17 protein-coding genes are annotated in these 19,188 nt (G+C 57.3%); all 17 read left to right on the top strand.

Annotation, left to right across the window (positions count from 1 at the left end):
• The first annotated feature begins 1 nt into the window (after position 1).
• The 17 genes from ilvN to ftsZ all read left to right on the top strand — a co-directional run bounded on the left by ilvN (position 2) and on the right by ftsZ (position 19,188).
• Positions 2-493: an acetolactate synthase small subunit gene (gene ilvN / locus PGR09_RS20775; RefSeq protein WP_015368257.1), complete on the top strand. Its 492-nt coding sequence runs from the start codon at positions 2-4 to the stop codon at positions 491-493.
• A gap of 197 nt (positions 494-690) precedes the next feature.
• Complete coding sequence (gene cra / locus PGR09_RS20770; protein ID WP_045390003.1) at positions 691-1,695, top strand: catabolite repressor/activator; 1,005 nt, start codon at positions 691-693, stop codon at positions 1,693-1,695.
• Between the two features lie 638 nt (positions 1,696-2,333).
• Positions 2,334-2,792 (top strand): division/cell wall cluster transcriptional repressor MraZ, encoded by a 459-nt coding sequence (gene mraZ / locus PGR09_RS20765; RefSeq protein ID WP_015368255.1) that lies wholly within the window; start codon positions 2,334-2,336, stop codon positions 2,790-2,792.
• 1 nt (position 2,793) lies between these two features.
• Positions 2,794-3,735 carry a 16S rRNA (cytosine(1402)-N(4))-methyltransferase RsmH gene (gene rsmH, locus PGR09_RS20760; RefSeq protein WP_015368254.1) on the top strand — a complete coding sequence of 314 codons (942 nt, stop codon included), beginning with the start codon at positions 2,794-2,796 and terminating at the stop codon, positions 3,733-3,735.
• Complete coding sequence (ftsL, locus tag PGR09_RS20755; protein ID WP_015704398.1) at positions 3,732-4,097, top strand: cell division protein FtsL; 366 nt, start codon at positions 3,732-3,734, stop codon at positions 4,095-4,097. Before rsmH ends, ftsL begins: the two co-directional genes overlap by 4 nt.
• A gap of 15 nt (positions 4,098-4,112) precedes the next feature.
• Positions 4,113-5,879: a peptidoglycan glycosyltransferase FtsI gene (locus PGR09_RS20750; RefSeq protein WP_045390005.1), complete on the top strand. Its 1,767-nt coding sequence runs from the start codon at positions 4,113-4,115 to the stop codon at positions 5,877-5,879.
• Positions 5,866-7,353, top strand: a complete 1,488-nt coding sequence (murE, locus tag PGR09_RS20745) for a UDP-N-acetylmuramoyl-L-alanyl-D-glutamate--2,6-diaminopimelate ligase (protein ID WP_045376465.1) — start codon at positions 5,866-5,868, stop codon at positions 7,351-7,353. Before PGR09_RS20750 ends, murE begins: the two co-directional genes overlap by 14 nt.
• On the top strand, positions 7,350-8,708 hold the full coding sequence (gene murF, locus PGR09_RS20740) for a UDP-N-acetylmuramoyl-tripeptide--D-alanyl-D-alanine ligase (RefSeq protein WP_430916479.1): 1,359 nt from the start codon (positions 7,350-7,352) through the stop codon (positions 8,706-8,708). Before murE ends, murF begins: the two co-directional genes overlap by 4 nt.
• Positions 8,702-9,784, top strand: coding sequence for a phospho-N-acetylmuramoyl-pentapeptide-transferase (gene mraY, locus PGR09_RS20735; protein WP_004204335.1), 1,083 nt, complete (start codon positions 8,702-8,704; stop codon positions 9,782-9,784). Before murF ends, mraY begins: the two co-directional genes overlap by 7 nt.
• Positions 9,785-9,786: 2 nt before the next feature.
• Complete coding sequence (murD, locus tag PGR09_RS20730) at positions 9,787-11,103, top strand: UDP-N-acetylmuramoyl-L-alanine--D-glutamate ligase (RefSeq protein WP_063413984.1); 1,317 nt, start codon at positions 9,787-9,789, stop codon at positions 11,101-11,103.
• Entirely contained in the window at positions 11,103-12,377 is a 1,275-nt protein-coding gene (gene ftsW, locus PGR09_RS20725; protein ID WP_045390013.1) for a cell division protein FtsW, read from the top strand. Before murD ends, ftsW begins: the two co-directional genes overlap by 1 nt.
• A complete protein-coding gene (gene murG / locus PGR09_RS20720) occupies positions 12,374-13,444 on the top strand; it encodes an undecaprenyldiphospho-muramoylpentapeptide beta-N-acetylglucosaminyltransferase (RefSeq protein WP_047065207.1) in 1,071 nt (356 codons plus the stop codon). Before ftsW ends, murG begins: the two co-directional genes overlap by 4 nt.
• A 47-nt stretch (positions 13,445-13,491) precedes the next feature.
• Complete coding sequence (gene murC / locus PGR09_RS20715) at positions 13,492-14,967, top strand: UDP-N-acetylmuramate--L-alanine ligase (RefSeq protein ID WP_020079611.1); 1,476 nt, start codon at positions 13,492-13,494, stop codon at positions 14,965-14,967.
• Positions 14,960-15,880, top strand: a complete 921-nt coding sequence (locus PGR09_RS20710) for a D-alanine--D-alanine ligase (protein WP_045390016.1) — start codon at positions 14,960-14,962, stop codon at positions 15,878-15,880. The genes murC and PGR09_RS20710 overlap by 8 nt, the downstream gene beginning before the upstream one ends.
• Before the next feature lies 1 nt (position 15,881).
• A complete protein-coding gene (gene ftsQ, locus PGR09_RS20705) occupies positions 15,882-16,715 on the top strand; it encodes a cell division protein FtsQ (protein ID WP_015368242.1) in 834 nt (277 codons plus the stop codon).
• Positions 16,712-17,974 (top strand): cell division protein FtsA, encoded by a 1,263-nt coding sequence (ftsA, locus tag PGR09_RS20700; protein WP_002888625.1) that lies wholly within the window; start codon positions 16,712-16,714, stop codon positions 17,972-17,974. Before ftsQ ends, ftsA begins: the two co-directional genes overlap by 4 nt.
• A gap of 62 nt (positions 17,975-18,036) precedes the next feature.
• A complete protein-coding gene (gene ftsZ, locus PGR09_RS20695) occupies positions 18,037-19,188 on the top strand; it encodes a cell division protein FtsZ (protein WP_004857884.1) in 1,152 nt (383 codons plus the stop codon).

The following is a 19,188-nucleotide window of genomic DNA, read 5'->3' as shown; positions in this document are numbered from 1 at the left end:
TATGCGCCGGATATTATCTGTATTACTGGAGAACGAATCGGGGGCATTATCCCGGGTGATCGGCCTGTTTTCCCAACGCGGCTACAATATTGAAAGCCTGACGGTAGCGCCAACCGACGATCCGACGCTGTCCCGCATGACCATCCAGACGGTGGGCGACGAGAAAGCGATTGAGCAGATCGAAAAGCAGTTACATAAGCTGGTGGATGTGCTGCGGGTCAGCGAACTGGGCCAGGGCTCCCACGTCGAGCGTGAAATCATGCTGGTTAAAGTGCAGGCCAGCGGTTATGGCCGTGAAGAGGTGAAACGCAACACCGAGATATTTCGCGGGCAGATTATTGATGTGACGCCTTCTATCTATACCGTGCAGCTGGCAGGAACCAGCGATAAGCTGGATGCCTTCCTGGCCTCCTTGCGCGACGTCGCGCGCATTGTTGAAGTGGCGCGCTCCGGTGTCGTCGGCCTGTCGCGTGGCGATAAAATTATGCGCTAAACGCTGAAAAAATGACGTAAAAATAGCCCGACACAAACTGTCGGGTTATTTTTTTGCGAATTCCGTAGGAACTGTGGACGAAAGCGGTTGCCGCGCTAACTATTCTGCGTTTAGATGTTATAAAAATGGATCTCTATACTCTAATGAGTATATCTATTTAATGGTTGTTTTTTGTACTTCTTACCCAAGGGGCAATTGTGAAACTGGATGAAATCGCCCGGCTGGCCGGTGTTTCAAGAACCACCGCGAGCTATGTGATTAATGGCAAAGCGAAGCAGTATCGCGTCAGCGATAAAACGGTCGAGAAGGTGATGGCGGTGGTGCGCGAGCATAACTACCACCCGAATGCGGTCGCTGCTGGCCTGCGCGCAGGACGCACGCGTTCAATTGGTCTGGTAATCCCGGATCTCGAAAATACCAGTTATACCCGTATTGCGAACTACCTGGAGCGTCAGGCGCGTCAGCGCGGCTACCAGTTGCTGATCGCCTGCTCGGAAGATCAGCCGGACAACGAAATGCGCTGCATTGAGCATCTGCTGCAGCGTCAGGTGGACGCGATTATTGTATCGACTTCGCTGCCGCCGGAGCACCCGTTTTATCAGCGCTGGGCGAACGATCCCTTCCCAATTGTCGCGCTTGACCGCGCGCTCGATCGTGAACACTTTACCAGCGTCGTCGGTGCGGACCAGGACGACGCCGAAATGCTCGCTGCCGAGCTGCGCAAATTCCCCGGTGACAATGTGCTGTATCTGGGAGCGCTGCCGGAACTGTCGGTGAGTTTCCTGCGTGAGCAGGGGTTCCGTTCGGCGTGGAAGGATGACCCGCGGGAAGTGAACTTCCTGTATGCCAACAGCTACGAACGCGAAGCTGCAGCCCATCTTTTCGAGAAATGGCTGGAAACGCATCCGATGCCGCAACTGCTGTTCACCACCTCTTTCCCGCTGCTGCAGGGAGTGATGGACGTCACGCTGCGCCGTGAAGGCAAACTGCCATCCGAACTCGCCATCGCCACCTTCGGCGATAACGAACTGCTCGATTTCCTGCAGTGTCCGGTGCTGGCGGTCGCGCAGCGTCACCGCGACGTTGCCGAGCGTGTTTTAGAGATTGTACTGGCAAGCCTGGATGAACCGCGTAAGCCAAAACCAGGCTTAAGCCGTATTCGTCGTAACCTTTATCATCGCGGAAGTTTGAATCGCCGCTGATCCATTAGCGAAAAAAGGTTAAGATTCTTCGTAGGTTATTCGCCAGATGGATTAGCATCTGGCGATATTCCATACAATTTACGTAGAGATTCGTAAATCTATTCGCTTTCAGACAAATCCCTAAACTTCTTTACGCCTTATTTTGTTTTATTCCTGAGAAAGATTTTTTTGTATCCAAATGGTGCAAGAAAATGCGCAATACCCTTTGTTAGTATTATTTTGTTACATTCATCGGAATAATTGCTGAATTAACAATCGCTTTATCCTACCTTCATCGCATCTGAGAGCGTCAGGCCGCGGCACAAGTGCTTCTCCGTCCACAACAGGCACTGTTAACGGACATCAGAATGGCCTAAAATGCCGCTCGCGTCGCAAACTGACACTTTATATTTTCCCGCTGAAGATATTTTGTCGCTTTTAACTGTTACGAGTTTGTTGGTTATTTTCTTACACGTATTCATAACGTTAATTTGCCTCGTTTGTTGGTGATTTATTCATCAGGGCTAATATCGGCTGTAAATAATGGGTTTTTGCGCTCCGTTGGCATTAGTGCTGGCTTGACAAGCTTTTCCTCCGCTCCGTAAACTCCTTTAGGTGGGAATTTGTGGGGTAAAGTGGCGAAAAGGGGTGAGGCTGGCATGTTCCGTGGAGCAACGTTAGTCAATCTCGACAGTAAAGGCCGTTTGGCCGTACCGACGCGCTACCGCGACGGGCTGATCGAGGATGCTTCTGGTCAAATGGTGTGCACCATTGACATTCATCACCCGTGCCTGCTGCTTTATCCTTTGCCTGAATGGGAAATCATCGAGCAAAAATTGTCGCGTTTGTCGAGCATGAATCCCGTTGAGCGGCGCGTACAGCGCCTGCTTTTGGGGCATGCCAGCGAATGTCAGATGGATAGCGCCGGACGATTGCTAATCGCGCCGGTGCTGCGGCAACATGCCGGGCTGACAAAAGAAGTGATGCTGGTCGGACAGTTTAATAAATTTGAACTGTGGGATGAAACGACCTGGTATCAACGGGTCAAGGAAGATATCGACGCTGAGCAGTCCGCTACCGGTGAACTGTCGGAGCGCCTGCAGGATTTGTCTTTATAAAATGATGGAAAATTTTAAACACACTACGGTACTTCTGGATGAAGCCGTTAACGGCCTGAATATTCGTCCAAATGGTATCTACATTGATGGAACCTTTGGCCGCGGTGGTCACTCGCGTCTGATCCTCTCCCAACTGGGGGCGGAAGGGCGCCTGCTGGCAATCGATCGCGACCCGACGGCTATTGCCGTTGCGCAAACCATCGATGACCCACGCTTTTCCATCGTACATGGTCCTTTCTCGCAGCTGGCTGACTACGTCGCCGAGCGCAATCTTACCGGCAAGATCGACGGTATCCTTCTCGATCTTGGCGTTTCTTCACCGCAGCTGGACGACGCGGAACGCGGGTTCTCCTTTATGCGCGATGGTCCGCTGGACATGCGCATGGATCCGACTCGCGGTCAGTCCGCCGCCGAATGGTTACAGACCGCCGAAGAAGCCGACATCGCCTGGGTCATTAAAACCTTTGGCGAGGAGCGTTTCGGTAAACGTATCGCGCGCGCGATCGTTGAGCGTAACCGCATTGAGCCGATGACCCGTACCAAAGAGCTGGCGGAAGTTATCGCGGCGGCGACGCCGGTGAAAGATAAGCACAAACATCCCGCGACCCGTACCTTCCAGGCGGTGCGCATCTGGGTGAACAGTGAACTGGAGGAGATAGAGCAGGCGCTAAAAAGCTCGCTCGGCGTGCTGGCCCCCGGTGGTCGGCTGTCGATTATCAGTTTCCATTCGCTGGAAGACCGCATTGTGAAGCGCTTTATGCGTGAGCAAAGCCGCGGTCCGCAGGTTCCAGCAGGGATCCCGATGACTGAAGAGCAGCTCAGGAAACTGGGCGGCCGTCAGTTGCGAGCACTAGGCAAGTTGATGCCGGGCGAAGAAGAGGTGGCAGAGAATCCACGCGCCCGTAGTTCAGTGCTGCGTATCGCAGAGAGGACGAACGCATGATCGGCAGAGTGACAGTAGCCTTAAGCAAAGTTAAAGGATCGTTAGGAAGCAACGAGCGCCATGCCTTGCCTGGCGTTATCGGGGACGATCTTCTGCGGTTTGGGAAGCTGCCACTCTGCCTGTTCATTTGCATCATCATAACGGCAGTGACCGTGGTGACGACGGCGCACCATACCCGTCTGTTAACCGCGCAGCGTGAACAATTAGTTCTGGAGCGTGACGCTCTGGATATTGAATGGCGCAACCTGATCCTCGAAGAGAACGCCCTTGGCGATCACAGTCGGGTTGAACGGATCGCGACAGAGAAGTTGCAGATGCAACACGTTGATCCATCACAAGAAAATATAGTGGTACAGAAATAAGGATTATTGCGACGCATGAAAGCAGCGCCGAAAACGCCAAAAGCAAAACGTCAGGAAGAACAGGCCAACTTTATCAGTTGGCGTTTTGCGTTGCTGTGCGGATGTATTTTAATCGCTCTCGCCTTCCTGCTTGGCCGCGTCGCGTGGCTGCAGGTTGTCAGCCCGGACATGCTGGTGCGTCAGGGGGATATGCGTTCCCTGCGCGTACAGGAAGTCTCCACCGCGCGCGGCATGATTACCGACCGCTCCGGCCGCCCGCTGGCGGTCAGCGTTCCGGTAAAAGCGATTTGGGCCGACCCGAAAGAGCTGCATGATGCGGGCGGTGTGACGCTCGATAACCGCTGGAAAGCGCTAGCCGATGCGCTGAATATGCCGCTGGATCAGCTGGCATCGCGCATCAACAGCAACCCGCGGATGCGTTTTATCTATCTGGCGCGTCAGGTGAACCCTGACATGGCCGACTACATCAGAAAACTGAAGCTGCCGGGGATCCATCTGCGCGAGGAGTCTCGCCGTTATTATCCTTCAGGTGAAGTAACCGCTCACCTCATTGGCTTCACCAACGTCGATAGCCAGGGGATTGAAGGGGTTGAGAAAAGCTTTGATAAATGGCTGACCGGTCAGCCGGGCGAACGTATCGTGCGTAAAGACCGCTATGGCCGCGTGATTGAAGACATTTCTTCCACCGACAGCCAGGCGGCGCATAACCTCGCGTTGAGCATCGACGAGCGCCTGCAGGCGCTGGTATATCGCGAACTGAATAATGCGGTGGCGTTCAACAAAGCGGAATCAGGCACCGCCGTTTTGGTTGACGTCAACACCGGTGAAGTGCTGGCGATGGCGAATAGCCCGTCGTACAACCCAAATAATTTCGCGGGTACCTCCAAAGATACCATGCGTAACCGCGCCATCACCGACGTATTTGAACCGGGTTCAACGGTGAAGCCGATGGTGGTGATGACGGCGCTGCAGCGCGGCATCGTCAATGAAAATACCGTGCTGAATACCATTCCATATCGAATTAACGGCCACGAAATCAAAGACGTGGCGCGCTACAGCGAATTGACCCTGACCGGGGTGCTACAGAAGTCGAGTAACGTCGGCGTTTCTAAGCTGGCGTTAGCGATGCCGTCCTCAGCGTTAGTAGATACTTACTCACGTTTTGGGCTTGGAAAGGCGACCAATTTGGGGTTGGTCGGAGAACGCAGTGGCTTATATCCTCAAAAACAACGGTGGTCTGACATAGAGAGGGCCACCTTTTCTTTCGGCTACGGGCTAATGGTAACTCCGTTACAGTTAGCGCGAGTCTACGCAACGATTGGCAGCTATGGCATCTATCGCCCGCTGTCGATTACCAAAGTTGATCCACCGGTTCCGGGCGAGCGCGTGTTCCCGGACTCGCTCGTTCGTACCGTCGTTCACATGATGGAAAGCGTGGCGCTTCCCGGCGGCGGCGGCGTGAAAGCGGCGATTAAAGGCTATCGCATCGCCATTAAAACCGGTACGGCGAAAAAAGTGGGGCCGGATGGCCGCTACATCAACAAATATATTGCTTACACCGCAGGCGTTGCGCCCGCCAGCCACCCGCGTTTCGCGCTGGTGGTGGTGATCAACGACCCGCAGGCAGGTAAATACTACGGTGGCGCCGTTTCCGCGCCGGTATTCGGTGCCATCATGGGCGGCGTACTGCGCACCATGAACATCGAACCGGATGCGCTGGCAACGGGCGAAAAAAGTGAATTTGTGATTAATCAAGGCGAGGGAACAGGTGGCAGATCGTAATTTGCGCGACCTTCTCGCTCCGTGGGTGCCAAATGCGCCGGAGCGAATTCTGCGAGAGATGACGCTGGACAGCCGCGTGGCGGCGTCCGGCGACCTCTTTGTCGCGGTACAGGGTCATCAGGCGGACGGGCGTCGTTATATCCCGCAGGCGATAGCGCAAGGTGTTGCTGCCATTATTGCTGAGGCGCAGGGCGAGGCCGCAGACGGCGAAGTTCGCGAGATGCACGGCGTGCCGGTCATCTACCTTAGCCAACTGAACGAGCGGTTATCCGCGCTGGCCGGGCGTTTTTATCATCAACCTTCGCAGCAGATGCGCCTGGTGGGCGTTACCGGCACTAACGGTAAGACCACCACGACTCAACTGCTTGCGCAGTGGGCGAAACTGCTCGGCGAAACCAGCGCGGTGATGGGTACCGTCGGTAACGGCCTGCTGGATAAAGTGGTGCCAACCGAAAACACCACCGGCTCTGCGGTTGATGTTCAGCACGTGCTTTCCGGTCTGGTAGGGCAGGGGGCGACTTTCGGCGCGATGGAAGTCTCTTCTCACGGGCTGGTTCAGCACCGCGTGGCGGCGCTGCAGTTTGCCGCCTCGGTGTTTACCAACCTGAGCCGTGACCACCTCGACTACCATGGCGACATGGAACATTACGAAGCGGCGAAATGGCTGCTCTATTCCACCCACCATTGCGGCCAGGCCATCGTCAACGCCGACGATGAAGTGGGGCGTCGCTGGCTGGCGAAACTGCCGGATGCGGTGGCGGTGTCGATGGAAGATCATATCAATCCGAACTGCCACGGCCGCTGGCTGAAGGCGACCGCGGTCAACTATCACGACAGCGGCGCGACCATTCAGTTTGACTCGAGCTGGGGCAAGGGCGAAATCGAAAGCCGCCTGATGGGCGCCTTTAACGTCAGCAACCTGCTGCTGGCGCTGGCGACGCTGCTGGCGCTGGGCTATCCGCTGGCGGACCTATTGAAAACCTCTTCGCGTTTACAGCCGGTGTGCGGCCGCATGGAAGTGTTCAGCGCGCCGGGCAAACCGACCGTGGTGGTCGATTACGCCCATACGCCTGACGCGCTGGAAAAAGCGCTGCAGGCCGCGCGTCTGCACTGTAGCGGCAAGCTGTGGTGCGTCTTCGGCTGCGGCGGCGACCGCGACAAGGGCAAACGCCCGCTGATGGGCGCTATCGCGGAAGAGTTTGCCGATATCGTGGTCGTTACCGACGATAACCCGCGTACCGAAGAGCCGCGGGCGATTATTAACGACATTCTGGCCGGCATGCTTGATGCCGGGCAGGTGAAGGTGATGGAAGGCCGCGCGGAAGCGGTGACCAGCGCGGTGATGCAGGCGAAAGCGAACGACGTTGTGCTGGTCGCGGGCAAAGGCCACGAAGACTATCAGATAGTCGGCAACCGCCGTCTGGATTACTCCGACCGCGTGACTGTCGCGCGTCTGCTGGGAGCGGTAGCATGATTCGCTTTACATTAAGCCAGCTCGCCGATATCACCCGCGGCGAACTGCAGGGTAGCGATATCGCTATCGATGACGTGACGTCCGATACCCGCAAAGTCACGGCGGGTTGCCTGTTTGTGGCGCTGAAAGGCGAGCGTTTCGACGCGCATGATTTTGCCGAACAAGCGAAAGCGGCGGGCGCAGGCGCCCTGCTGGTTAGCCGCCAACTGGCCTGCGATTTACCGCAGGTCGTAGTGAAAGATACCCGCCTGGCTTTTGGCGAGTTAGCGGCCTGGGTGCGTCAGCAGGTGCCGACCCGCGTGGTGGCGCTCACCGGTTCTTCCGGTAAGACCTCGGTCAAAGAGATGACCGCGGCGATCCTCAGCCAGTGCGGTAATACGCTGTATACCGCCGGTAACCTGAATAACGATATCGGGGTACCGATGACGCTGCTGCGTCTGAACAAAGATCACCAGTATGCGGTGATTGAACTTGGCGCCAACCACCAGGGCGAAATCGCCTGGACCGTCAGCCTGACGCGTCCGGAAGCGGCGCTGGTCAACAACCTCGCCGCCGCGCACCTCGAAGGCTTCGGCTCGCTGGCGGGCGTGGCAAAAGCCAAGGGCGAAATCTTCACCGGCCTGCCGCAAAACGGCATCGCGATTTTGAATGCCGACAATAACGACTGGCTGAACTGGCAGAGCGTGATTGGCGATCGCAAAGTGTGGCGCTTCTCGCCGAACGCGGCGAACAGCGACTTCACGGCGACCAATGTTTATATCACCAGTCATGGCACCGAATTTACGCTGCAGACCCCGTTCGGCAACGTCGACGTACTGCTGCCGCTGCCGGGGCGCCATAACATCGCTAACGCGCTGGCTGCAACTTCGCTGGCGATGGCGGTAGGCGCCGATCTGGCCGCGGTGAAAGCTGGGCTGGCGCAGCTGCAAGCGGTGCCGGGACGTCTGTTCCCGATCCAACTGGCGGAAAACCAGCTGCTGCTGGATGACTCCTACAACGCCAACGTCGGTTCGATGACCGCCGCGGTACAGGTGCTGGCGGAAATGCCGGGCTTCCGGGCGATGGTGGTCGGCGATATGGCTGAACTCGGCGCGGAAAGCGCGGCCTGTCATCGCGAAGTGGGCGAAGCGGCGAAAGCGGCGGGCCTGGATTGCGTGCTCAGCGTCGGTTCACTGAGCGCGGATATCAGCAGCGCCAGCGGCGTGGGCGAACATTTTAACGATAAAGCCGCCGTGGTAGCTCGCCTGCGCGAGCTGCTGGCAGAGCATAAAATCATGACCATTTTAGTGAAGGGTTCACGTAGTGCCGCTATGGAAGAGGTAGTACGCGCATTACAGGAGATTGCGACATGTTAGTATGGCTGGCCGAACATCTGGTCAAATATTATTCCGGCTTTAACGTCTTTTCCTATCTGACGTTTCGCGCCATCGTCAGCCTGCTGACCGCGCTGTTCATCTCGTTGTGGATGGGCCCGCGTATGATCGCCCGTCTGCAAAAACTGTCCTTCGGTCAGGTCGTTCGTAACGACGGCCCGGAGTCCCACTTCAGCAAACGCGGGACCCCGACCATGGGCGGGATTATGATCCTCACCGCGATTACCGTTTCCGTCCTGCTGTGGGCTTATCCGTCAAATCCATACGTCTGGTGCGTGCTGACGGTATTAATCGGCTACGGCATCATCGGGTTTGTCGATGATTACCGTAAAGTCGTGCGTAAAGACACCAAGGGCCTGATTGCCCGCTGGAAGTATTTCTGGATGTCGGTAATCGCGCTGGGCGTGGCGTTCGCGCTGTATCTGGCGGGGAAAGACACCCCGGCGACCGAGCTGGTAGTGCCGTTCTTTAAAGATGTGATGCCGCAGCTGGGACTGTTCTACATCCTGCTGGCTTACTTCGTTATCGTCGGTACCGGCAATGCGGTCAACCTCACCGACGGCCTCGACGGCCTGGCGATTATGCCGACCGTCTTCGTCGCCGCCGGCTTTGCGCTGGTAGCGTGGGCCACCGGTAACATGAACTTCGCCAACTACCTGCATATTCCTTATCTGCGTCACGCCGGCGAGCTGGTTATCGTCTGCACGGCGATTGTCGGCGCGGGCCTGGGCTTCTTGTGGTTCAACACCTACCCGGCGCAGGTCTTTATGGGCGACGTCGGTTCACTGGCGCTCGGCGGCGCGCTGGGCATTATCGCCGTACTGCTGCGTCAGGAGTTCCTGCTGGTGATTATGGGCGGCGTTTTCGTCGTGGAAACCTTGTCGGTTATCCTGCAGGTCGGCTCGTTCAAGCTGCGCGGCCAGCGCATCTTCCGTATGGCGCCGATTCACCACCACTATGAACTGAAAGGCTGGCCGGAACCGCGCGTTATCGTGCGCTTCTGGATTATTTCGCTGATGCTGGTGCTGATTGGCCTGGCGACGCTGAAGGTACGTTAATCATGGCAGATTATCAGGGTAAAAAAGTCGTCATTATTGGGCTGGGCATGACCGGCCTGTCATGCGTGGACTTTTTCATGGCGCGCGGCGTAACCCCGCGCGTGATGGATACCCGCGTCGCCCCTGCCGGGCTTGATAAGCTGCCGGAAGCCGTTGAGCGCCACGTGGGCGGCCTTAACGACGACTGGCTGCTGGCGGCGGATCTGATTGTCGCAAGCCCGGGGATTGCTCTGGCGCACCCTTCACTGAGCGCGGCGGCGGACGCTGGCGTGGAAATCGTCGGCGATATCGAGCTGTTTTGCCGCGAGGCGCAGGCGCCGATTATCGCCATTACCGGCTCTAACGGAAAAAGCACCGTTACTACCCTGGTGGGCGAGATGGCGAAGGCGGCGGGCGTGAATGTCGGCGTTGGCGGCAATATCGGCCTGCCAGCGCTGATGCTGCTGGATCCGGCGCGCGAACTGTACGTGCTTGAACTTTCCAGCTTCCAGCTGGAGACCACCTCCAGCCTGAAAGCCGTCGCGGCCACCATCCTCAACGTGACTGAGGATCATATGGACCGCTATCCGCTGGGGCTGCAGCAGTACCGCGCGGCGAAACTGCGGGTCTATGAAAATGCTAAAACCTGCGTGGTGAATGCCGATGATGCGCTGACCATGCCGGTACGCGGCGCTGACGAACGCTGCGTCAGCTTCGGCGTCGATGTCGGCGACTATCACCTTAACCGCCAGCAGGGCGAAACCTGGCTGCGGGTGAAGGGTGAGAAAGTGCTGAACGTGAAAGAAATGACCATCAGCGGCCAGCACAACTACAGCAATGCCCTGGCGGCGCTGGCGCTGGCGGATGCCGCGGGCTTGCCGCGCGCCAGTAGCCTGAAGGCGCTGACTACCTTCACCGGTCTGGCGCACCGCTTCCAGCTGGCGCTGGAGCATAACGGCGTGCGTTGGATCAATGACTCCAAGGCGACCAACGTCGGCAGTACCGAGGCGGCGCTGAACGGCCTGCATCTCGACGGTACGCTGTATCTGCTGTTGGGCGGCGACGGTAAATCCGCCGACTTCACGCCGCTGAAACGCTATCTTGGCGGCGAGAACGTTCGTCTGTACTGCTTCGGCCGCGACGGCGCTCAACTGGCGTCGCTGCGTCCGGAAATCGCGGTACAAACCGAAACCATGGAACAGGCGATGCGGCAAATCGCTTCGCAGGTTAAAACAGGCGATATGGTCTTACTGTCGCCGGCCTGCGCGAGCCTGGACCAGTTTAAAAACTTTGAACAACGGGGTGATGTCTTTACCCGTCTGGCGAAGGAGTTAGGTTGATGCGTTTCTCTCTCCCACGCCTGAGAATGCCACAGCTGGGCCTGCCCCGGTTGAAGCTGCCGCGACTGCCGGGGATGTTTATTTTCGCCTGGCTGTTCGCCGCGCTGAAAGGTTGGGTGATGGGCTCGCGCCCGAAAGATAACGATAGCCTGGTCATGTATGACCGGATGCTGCTGTGGCTGACCTTCGGCCTGGCGGCTATCGGTTTTATCATGGTGACCTCGGCCTCGATGCCGGTCGGACAGCGCCTGGCGAACGATCCGTTCCTGTTTGCTAAGCGTGATGGTTTGTATATTGTGCTGGCTTTCGCGCTGGCGATGATTACGCTCCGTCTGCCGATGGAGTTCTGGCAGCGCCACAGTACCGCGATGCTGATCGCCTCGATTGTGATGCTGCTGATCGTACTGGTGGTGGGGAGCTCGGTTAACGGCGCCTCGCGTTGGATCGCGCTCGGGCCGCTGCGTATTCAGCCGGCGGAGTTTACCAAGCTATCGCTGTTCTGCTACATCGCCAACTATCTGGTGCGTAAAGCGGATGAGGTGCGTAACAACCTGCGCGGCTTCTTAAAGCCGATGGGCGTGATTTTCGTGCTGGCGATTCTGCTGCTGGCGCAGCCTGACCTCGGTACGGTGGTTGTACTGTTCGTGACTACGCTGGCGATGTTGTTCCTGGCCGGCGCGAAACTCTGGCAGTTCATCGCTATTATCGGCATGGGGATCTCGGCGGTGGTGCTGCTGATCCTCGCCGAACCGTATCGTATTCGCCGCGTCACCTCCTTCTGGAACCCGTGGGAAGACCCGTTTGGTAGCGGCTATCAGCTGACCCAATCGCTGATGGCCTTTGGCCGCGGCGAGATGTGGGGGCAGGGCCTCGGCAACTCGGTGCAGAAACTGGAGTATTTGCCGGAAGCGCATACCGACTTTATCTTCGCCATTATCGGCGAAGAACTCGGTTATATCGGTGTGGTACTCGCGCTTTTAATGGTATTCTTCGTCGCCTTTCGCGCCATGTCGATTGGCCGCAAGGCGCTGGAGATTGACCACCGCTTCTCCGGCTTTTTGGCCTGTGCTATCGGCGTGTGGTTTAGCTTCCAGGCGTTGGTTAACGTCGGGGCGGCGGCGGGAATGCTGCCGACCAAGGGGTTGACCTTGCCATTGATTAGTTATGGTGGCTCCAGTCTGCTGATTATGTCGACGGCCATTATGTTTTTATTGCGAATAGATTATGAAACGCGCCTCGAGAAAGCGCAGGCGTTTACACGGGGTGTTCGATGAGCGGTCAGGAAAAGCGGTTAATGGTGATGGCGGGCGGCACTGGCGGACATGTGTTCCCGGGGCTGGCGGTCGCGCACCATTTAATGGACCAGGGCTGGCAGGTTCGCTGGCTTGGCACCGCCGATCGTATGGAAGCGGATTTAGTGCCGAAACACGGCATTGATATCGATTTTATTCGCATCTCCGGCCTGCGCGGCAAAGGGATAAAAGCGCAACTGTTAGCGCCGGTGCGGATCTTCAACGCCTGGCGGCAGGCGCGGGCGATCATGAAGCGTTTCCAGCCGGATGTGGTGCTGGGCATGGGCGGTTATGTTTCCGGACCTGGCGGTCTGGCGGCATGGTCGCTCGGGATCCCTGTGGTGCTGCATGAACAAAACGGGATTGCCGGCCTGACCAATAAATGGCTGGCGAAGATTGCGAAGAAAGTGATGCAGGCGTTTCCCGGCGCCTTCCCGCACGCAGATGTCGTGGGGAATCCGGTGCGTACCGACGTTCTCGCGCTACCGCTGCCGGGACAGCGTCTGGTGGGCCGGCAGGGGCCGATTCGCGTGCTGGTGGTCGGCGGCTCTCAGGGCGCGCGCGTGCTGAACCAGACTATGCCGCAGGTGGCCGCGAAGCTCGGCGATGCGGTGACCATCTGGCATCAGAGCGGGAAAGGCGGCATGGATACCGTGCGCCAGGCGTACGCCGCCGCCGGTCAGCCGCAGCATAAAGTGACTGAGTTTATTGATGATATGGCGGCAGCCTATGCGTGGGCCGATGTGGTTGTTTGTCGTTCCGGCGCGCTGACGGTCAGCGAAATCGCTGCCGCAGGTTTACCGGCATTGTTCGTCCCGTTCCAGCACAAAGATCGTCAGCAGTACTGGAATGCGCTGCCGCTGGAAAAAGCCGGCGCGGCGAAAATTCTCGAACAACCCGAGTTCACGGCGGATGCCGTGGCGGCCACTCTGGCCGGTTGGGATCGGGAAACCCTGATGGATATGGCGGAACGAGCGCGTGGCGCTTCGATTCCGGATGCTACCGAGCGGGTAGCGGAAGAGGTCAGCGCCGTAGCTTTGGCGCGCTAATCGCGGTGATTATCACCGCCCGAATAAAGAAGTTGATGGCGTAAAGAATGAATACACAAGATTTGGCAAAACTGCGTTCCATAGTGCCCGAGATGCGTCGCGTCCGGCACATTCACTTTGTCGGCATCGGCGGTGCCGGTATGGGCGGTATTGCCGAAGTGTTGGCGAATGAAGGCTACCAGATTAGCGGCTCCGATCTTGCGCCGAATCCGGTGACTCAGCAGCTGTCGCAGCTTGGCGCCACCATTTATTTCAACCATCGCCCGGAAAACGTGCGCGATGCCAGCGTTGTCGTGGTGTCCAGCGCGATCTCCGCGGATAACCCGGAAATCGTCGCCGCGCACGAAGCGCGCATTCCGGTGATCCGCCGCGCGGAAATGCTGGCGGAACTCATGCGTTTCCGTCACGGGATTGCGATTGCCGGTACGCACGGCAAAACCACCACCACCGCGATGGTATCCAGCATTTACGCCGAGGCCGGCCTCGATCCGACCTTCGTCAACGGCGGGCTGGTGAAGGCGGCGGGCGTGCATGCCCGTCTTGGCCATAGCCGCTATCTGATTGCGGAAGCGGACGAGAGCGATGCGTCGTTCCTGCATCTGCAGCCGATGGTCGCCATTGTGACCAACATTGAAGCTGACCATATGGATACCTATCATGGCGACTTCGAGAATCTGAAGCAGACCTTTATTAATTTCCTGCACAACCTGCCGTTCTACGGGCGCGCGGTGATGTGCGTGGATGACCCGGTGATTCGTGAACTGCTGCCGCGCGTCGGCCGCCAAATCACCACCTATGGTTTTAGCGATGACGCCGACGTACGCATTGAAGAGTATCGTCAGGTCGGCGCGCAGGGCCATTTCCGCCTGGTACGCCAGGACAAAGAGGTCATGCAGGTGACGCTGAACGCGCCGGGTCGCCACAATGCGCTTAACGCTGCCGCGGCCGTTGCCGTCGCGACGGAAGAGGGCATTGAAGACGAGGCGATTCTGCGCGCGCTGGAAAGTTTCCAGGGCACCGGCCGCCGCTTCGACTTCCTTGGCGAATATCCGCTGGCGGAAGTCAACGGCAAGAGCGGTAGCGCGATGCTGATCGACGATTACGGTCATCACCCGACGGAAGTCGACGCCACTATCAAAGCGGCGCGTGCCGGCTGGCCGGATAAAAATCTGGTGATGGTATTCCAGCCGCACCGTTATACCCGTACTCGCGATCTGTACGATGATTTCGCCAACGTGCTGACCCAGGTCGATGCGCTGCTGATGCTGGATGTGTATCCGGCGGGCGAAGCGCCGATCCCTGGCGCCGATAGCCGCTCGCTGTGCCGTACGATCCGCGGTCGTGGCAAAGTTGACCCGATTCTGGTTTCCGATCCGGCGCAGGCCGCGGAGATGCTGGCGTCGGTATTGACCGGCGACGATCTGGTGCTGGTGCAGGGCGCCGGCAACATAGGAAAAATCGCACGTCACCTGGCTGAAATCAAACTGGTACCGCAAAAAACGGAGGAGGACCGCCATGGCTGATAAAATCGCGGTTCTCTTCGGCGGAACCTCCGCTGAACGTGAAGTCTCGCTGAATTCAGGCGCGGCGGTGTTGGCCGGGCTGCGTGAAGGCGGGGTGGATGCCCACCCGGTCGATCCGCGTGACGTTGATATCACCCAGTTGAAAAACATGGGCTTTCAGAAAGCGTTTATTGCCCTGCACGGGCGCGGCGGCGAAGATGGCACGCTGCAAGGCCTTCTTGAGCTCATTCAACTGCCGTACACCGGCAGCGGCGTAATGGCTTCCGCCATTTCGATGGATAAACTGCGCAGCAAATTACTGTGGCAGGGGGCGGGATTACCGGTCGCGCCATGGGTTGCATTGACCCGCGCCCAGTTCAACGCAGGACTTTCTGCTGGCGTTAGTGAGCAGATTGCGGCGCTGGGGCTGCCGGTTATCATCAAGCCGAGCCGCGAAGGGTCCAGCGTCGGCATGTCGAAAGTTAGCGAAAGTTGTGCAATGCAGGATGCATTGGCGCTGGCTTTTCAGCATGATGATGAAGTTCTGATTGAGAAATGGCTTAGTGGCCCGGAATTTACCGTCGCTATCGTCGGTGAAGAAATTTTACCGTCAATTCGTATCCAGGCGGCTGGAACCTTCTATGATTATGAGGCGAAGTATCTCTCTGATGAGACGCAATATTTCTGCCCTGGTTTTGAGGAACCTGCCCGCGAGACAGAAATCCAGAGCCTGGTGCTTAAAGCCTGGAATGTTCTGGGTTGCAAAGGATGGGGACGTATTGACGTGATGCTGGACAGCGATGGCCAGTTTTATCTGCTGGAAGCGAACACCTCACCGGGGATGACCAGCCATAGTCTGGTGCCGATGGCGGCCCGCCAGGCGGGGATGAGCTTCTCGCAGCTTGTTGTACGAATTCTGGACCTGGCGGGGTGATATGTCGCAGGCGGCGCTGAATACGCGGAACCAGGAAGAAGAGTCGATTGCTTCTTCGCGTCGGAATAATGGAACCCGGCTGGCAGGTATCGTTTTCCTGCTGGCGGTGTTGTGTACCGTGTTGGTCAGCGGATGGATGGTTCTTGGATGGATGGAAGATGCGCAGCGTCTGCCGTTGTCGAAAATGGTCGTCACCGGCGAACGTCACTACACGCGTAACGATGATATCCGTCAGGCTATTCTGGCGTTGGGCTCGCCGGGCACTTTTATGACTCAGGACGTCAATATCATCCAGAGTCAAATTGAGCGCCTGCCGTGGATTAAACAGGCGAGCGTAAGAAAACAATGGCCCGATGAATTGAAGATTCATCTGGTTGAATATGTGCCGATTGCGCGCTGGAATGATCAACATATGGTAGACGTCGAAGGAAATTCTTTCAGCGTGCCGGCGGATCGTACCAGCAAACAGAACTTACCGATGTTATACGGCCCTGAAGGCAGCGAAAATGAAGTGCTGCAGGGATACCGCGACATGGGGCAGGTGCTGGCAAAGAATAAGTTCACGTTGAAAGTGGCGGCAATGACCGCGCGTCGCTCCTGGCAGTTGACGCTTAATAACGATATTAAGCTCAACCTTGGCCGCGGCGACACCATGAAACGGCTTCAGCGCTTTATGGAACTCTACCCGGTTCTTCAGCAGCAGGCACAGACCGACGGCAAACGGATAAGCTACGTTGATTTGCGCTATGACTCGGGTGCGGCGGTAGGTTGGGTACCTGCTCCCGTAGAGGAAAATAATCAACAACAGAATCAGGCACAGGCAGAACAACGATGATCAAGGCGACGGACAGAAAACTGGTAGTTGGACTGGAGATTGGCACCGCGAAGGTTGCCGCTTTAGTAGGGGAAGTTCTGCCCGACGGTATGATTAATATCATTGGCGTGGGCAGTTGCCCATCGCGCGGCATGGATAAAGGCGGGGTGAATGACCTCGAGTCGGTAGTGAAATGCGTACAGCGCGCTATCGACCAGGCTGAACTGATGGCCGATTGCCAGATCTCATCAGTGTATCTGGCGCTTTCAGGTAAGCATATTAGCTGTCAAAATGAGATTGGCATGGTGCCTATCTCCGAAGAAGAGGTGACGCAGGATGACGTGGAAAACGTCGTTCATACTGCGAAATCGGTACGCGTGCGCGACGAGCATCGCGTACTGCACGTCATCCCGCAGGAATACGCCATCGACTACCAGGAAGGTATTAAAAACCCGGTAGGGTTATCCGGCGTGCGTATGCAGGCGAAGGTACATCTGATTACCTGCCATAACGATATGGCGAAAAACATTGTTAAAGCGGTTGAACGTTGTGGTCTGAAAGTTGACCAACTTATTTTCGCCGGTTTAGCGGCCAGTTATTCCGTATTAACGGAAGACGAACGTGAGCTGGGTGTCTGCGTAGTGGACATCGGCGGTGGTACAATGGATATCGCCGTGTATACCGGCGGCGCGCTGCGTCACACCAAAGTGATCCCTTACGCGGGCAACGTGGTGACCAGCGACATCGCCTATGCCTTCGGTACGCCGCCGAGCGACGCCGAAGCCATCAAGGTTCGTCACGGTTGCGCATTAGGTTCAATCGTCGGTAAAGACGAAAACGTGGAAGTACCGAGCGTGGGCGGACGTCCGCCGCGTAGCCTGCAGCGTCAGACGCTGGCGGAGGTGATTGAACCGCGTTATACCGAACTGCTCAATCTGGTTAATGAAGAAATCCTGCAGCTGCAGGAACAGCTCCGTCAGCAAGGGGTCAAACACCATCTGGCGGCGGGGATTGTTTTAACCGGCGGCGCCGCGCAAATCGAAGGCCTGGCGGCCTGCGCGCAGCGCGTGTTCCATACGCAGGTACGCATTGGCGCGCCGCTGAACATTACCGGTTTAACGGATTACGCTCAGGAGCCGTATTATTCGACGGCGGTTGGGCTGCTGCACTACGGAAAAGAGTCACATCTCAGTGGTGAAGCAGAAGTCGAAAAACGCGTGACGGCGTCAGTGGGCTCGTGGATTAAGCGACTCAACAGCTGGCTGCGAAAAGAGTTTTAATTTTTTAAGAGAACGCAGACAATTAGCGTTCTCAGGCGACAGGCACAAGACGGAGAGAAACTATGTTTGAACCTATGGAACTGACCAACGACGCGGTGATTAAAGTCATCGGCGTCGGTGGCGGCGGCGGTAATGCCGTTGAACACATGGTGCGCGAGCGCATTGAGGGTGTTGAATTCTTCGCGGTGAACACCGATGCGCAGGCGCTGCGTAAAACGGCTGTTGGCCAGACTATCCAGATCGGTAGCGGTATTACCAAAGGTCTGGGTGCAGGCGCGAACCCGGAAGTTGGCCGTAATGCGGCTGACGAAGACCGTGAAGCGCTGCGCGCTGCGCTTGATGGCGCGGACATGGTCTTTATCGCGGCGGGTATGGGCGGCGGTACCGGTACCGGTGCGGCGCCAGTGGTCGCGGAAGTGGCGAAGGATCTGGGTATCCTGACCGTTGCGGTCGTCACTAAGCCATTTAATTTCGAAGGCAAGAAGCGCATGGCGTTTGCTGAGCAGGGGATCACCGAGCTGTCCAAGCACGTTGACTCACTGATCACCATCCCGAACGACAAGCTGCTGAAAGTACTGGGTCGCGGTATCTCTCTGCTTGACGCTTTCGGCGCGGCGAACGACGTACTGAAAGGCGCGGTGCAGGGTATTGCCGAACTGATTACCCGTCCGGGTCTGATGAACGTCGACTTCGCGGACGTTCGTACCGTGATGTCGGAAATGGGCTACGCAATGATGGGCTCCGGCGTGGCGAGCGGTGAAGACCGTGCGGAAGAAGCGGCTGAAATGGCTATCTCTTCTCCGCTGCTGGAAGATATCGATCTGTCCGGCGCGCGCGGCGTACTGGTCAACATCACCGCTGGCTTCGACCTGCGTCTGGATGAGTTCGAGACCGTCGGTAACACGATCCGCGCCTTTGCTTCGGATAACGCCACCGTGGTTATCGGTACCTCTCTGGACCCGGATATGAACGATGAACTGCGTGTAACCGTTGTTGCCACCGGTATCGGTATGGACAAGCGTCCGGAAATTACCCTGGTGACCAACAAACAGGTACAGCAGCCGGTAATGGATCGCTACCAGCAGCACGGTATGGCTCCATTAACTCAAGAGCAGAAACCGGTCGCGAAAGTGGTGAACGACAATACGCCGCAAACCGCGAAAGAGCCGGATTATCTGGATATTCCAGCTTTCCTGCGTAAGCAAGCCGATTAA

Origin of the sequence: Klebsiella sp. 141251 (assembly GCF_050600725.1) — a bacterium.
In the GTDB taxonomy this organism is placed as follows: domain Bacteria; phylum Pseudomonadota; class Gammaproteobacteria; order Enterobacterales; family Enterobacteriaceae; genus Klebsiella; species Klebsiella aerogenes.
The sequence above is the reverse complement of the archived record's forward strand: the minus strand, read 5'-3'. Positions and strand labels throughout refer to the sequence as shown.

Excerpts from the sequence above, each read along its gene's own strand:
- ilvN (WP_015368257.1), top strand. The coding sequence starts at position 2 with ATGCGCCGGATATTATCTGTATTACTGGAGAACGAATCGGGGGCATTA.
- mraZ (WP_015368255.1), top strand. The coding sequence starts at position 2,334 with ATGTTCCGTGGAGCAACGTTAGTCAATCTCGACAGTAAAGGCCGTTTG.
- rsmH (WP_015368254.1), top strand. The coding sequence starts at position 2,794 with ATGATGGAAAATTTTAAACACACTACGGTACTTCTGGATGAAGCCGTT.
- ftsL (WP_015704398.1), top strand. The coding sequence starts at position 3,732 with ATGATCGGCAGAGTGACAGTAGCCTTAAGCAAAGTTAAAGGATCGTTA.
- PGR09_RS20750 (WP_045390005.1), top strand. The coding sequence starts at position 4,113 with ATGAAAGCAGCGCCGAAAACGCCAAAAGCAAAACGTCAGGAAGAACAG.
- murF (WP_430916479.1), top strand. The coding sequence starts at position 7,350 with ATGATTCGCTTTACATTAAGCCAGCTCGCCGATATCACCCGCGGCGAA.
- mraY (WP_004204335.1), top strand. The coding sequence starts at position 8,702 with ATGTTAGTATGGCTGGCCGAACATCTGGTCAAATATTATTCCGGCTTT.
- murD (WP_063413984.1), top strand. The coding sequence starts at position 9,787 with ATGGCAGATTATCAGGGTAAAAAAGTCGTCATTATTGGGCTGGGCATG.
- ftsW (WP_045390013.1), top strand. The coding sequence starts at position 11,103 with ATGCGTTTCTCTCTCCCACGCCTGAGAATGCCACAGCTGGGCCTGCCC.
- murG (WP_047065207.1), top strand. The coding sequence starts at position 12,374 with ATGAGCGGTCAGGAAAAGCGGTTAATGGTGATGGCGGGCGGCACTGGC.
- murC (WP_020079611.1), top strand. The coding sequence starts at position 13,492 with ATGAATACACAAGATTTGGCAAAACTGCGTTCCATAGTGCCCGAGATG.
- PGR09_RS20710 (WP_045390016.1), top strand. The coding sequence starts at position 14,960 with ATGGCTGATAAAATCGCGGTTCTCTTCGGCGGAACCTCCGCTGAACGT.
- ftsQ (WP_015368242.1), top strand. The coding sequence starts at position 15,882 with ATGTCGCAGGCGGCGCTGAATACGCGGAACCAGGAAGAAGAGTCGATT.
- ftsA (WP_002888625.1), top strand. The coding sequence starts at position 16,712 with ATGATCAAGGCGACGGACAGAAAACTGGTAGTTGGACTGGAGATTGGC.
- ftsZ (WP_004857884.1), top strand. The coding sequence starts at position 18,037 with ATGTTTGAACCTATGGAACTGACCAACGACGCGGTGATTAAAGTCATC.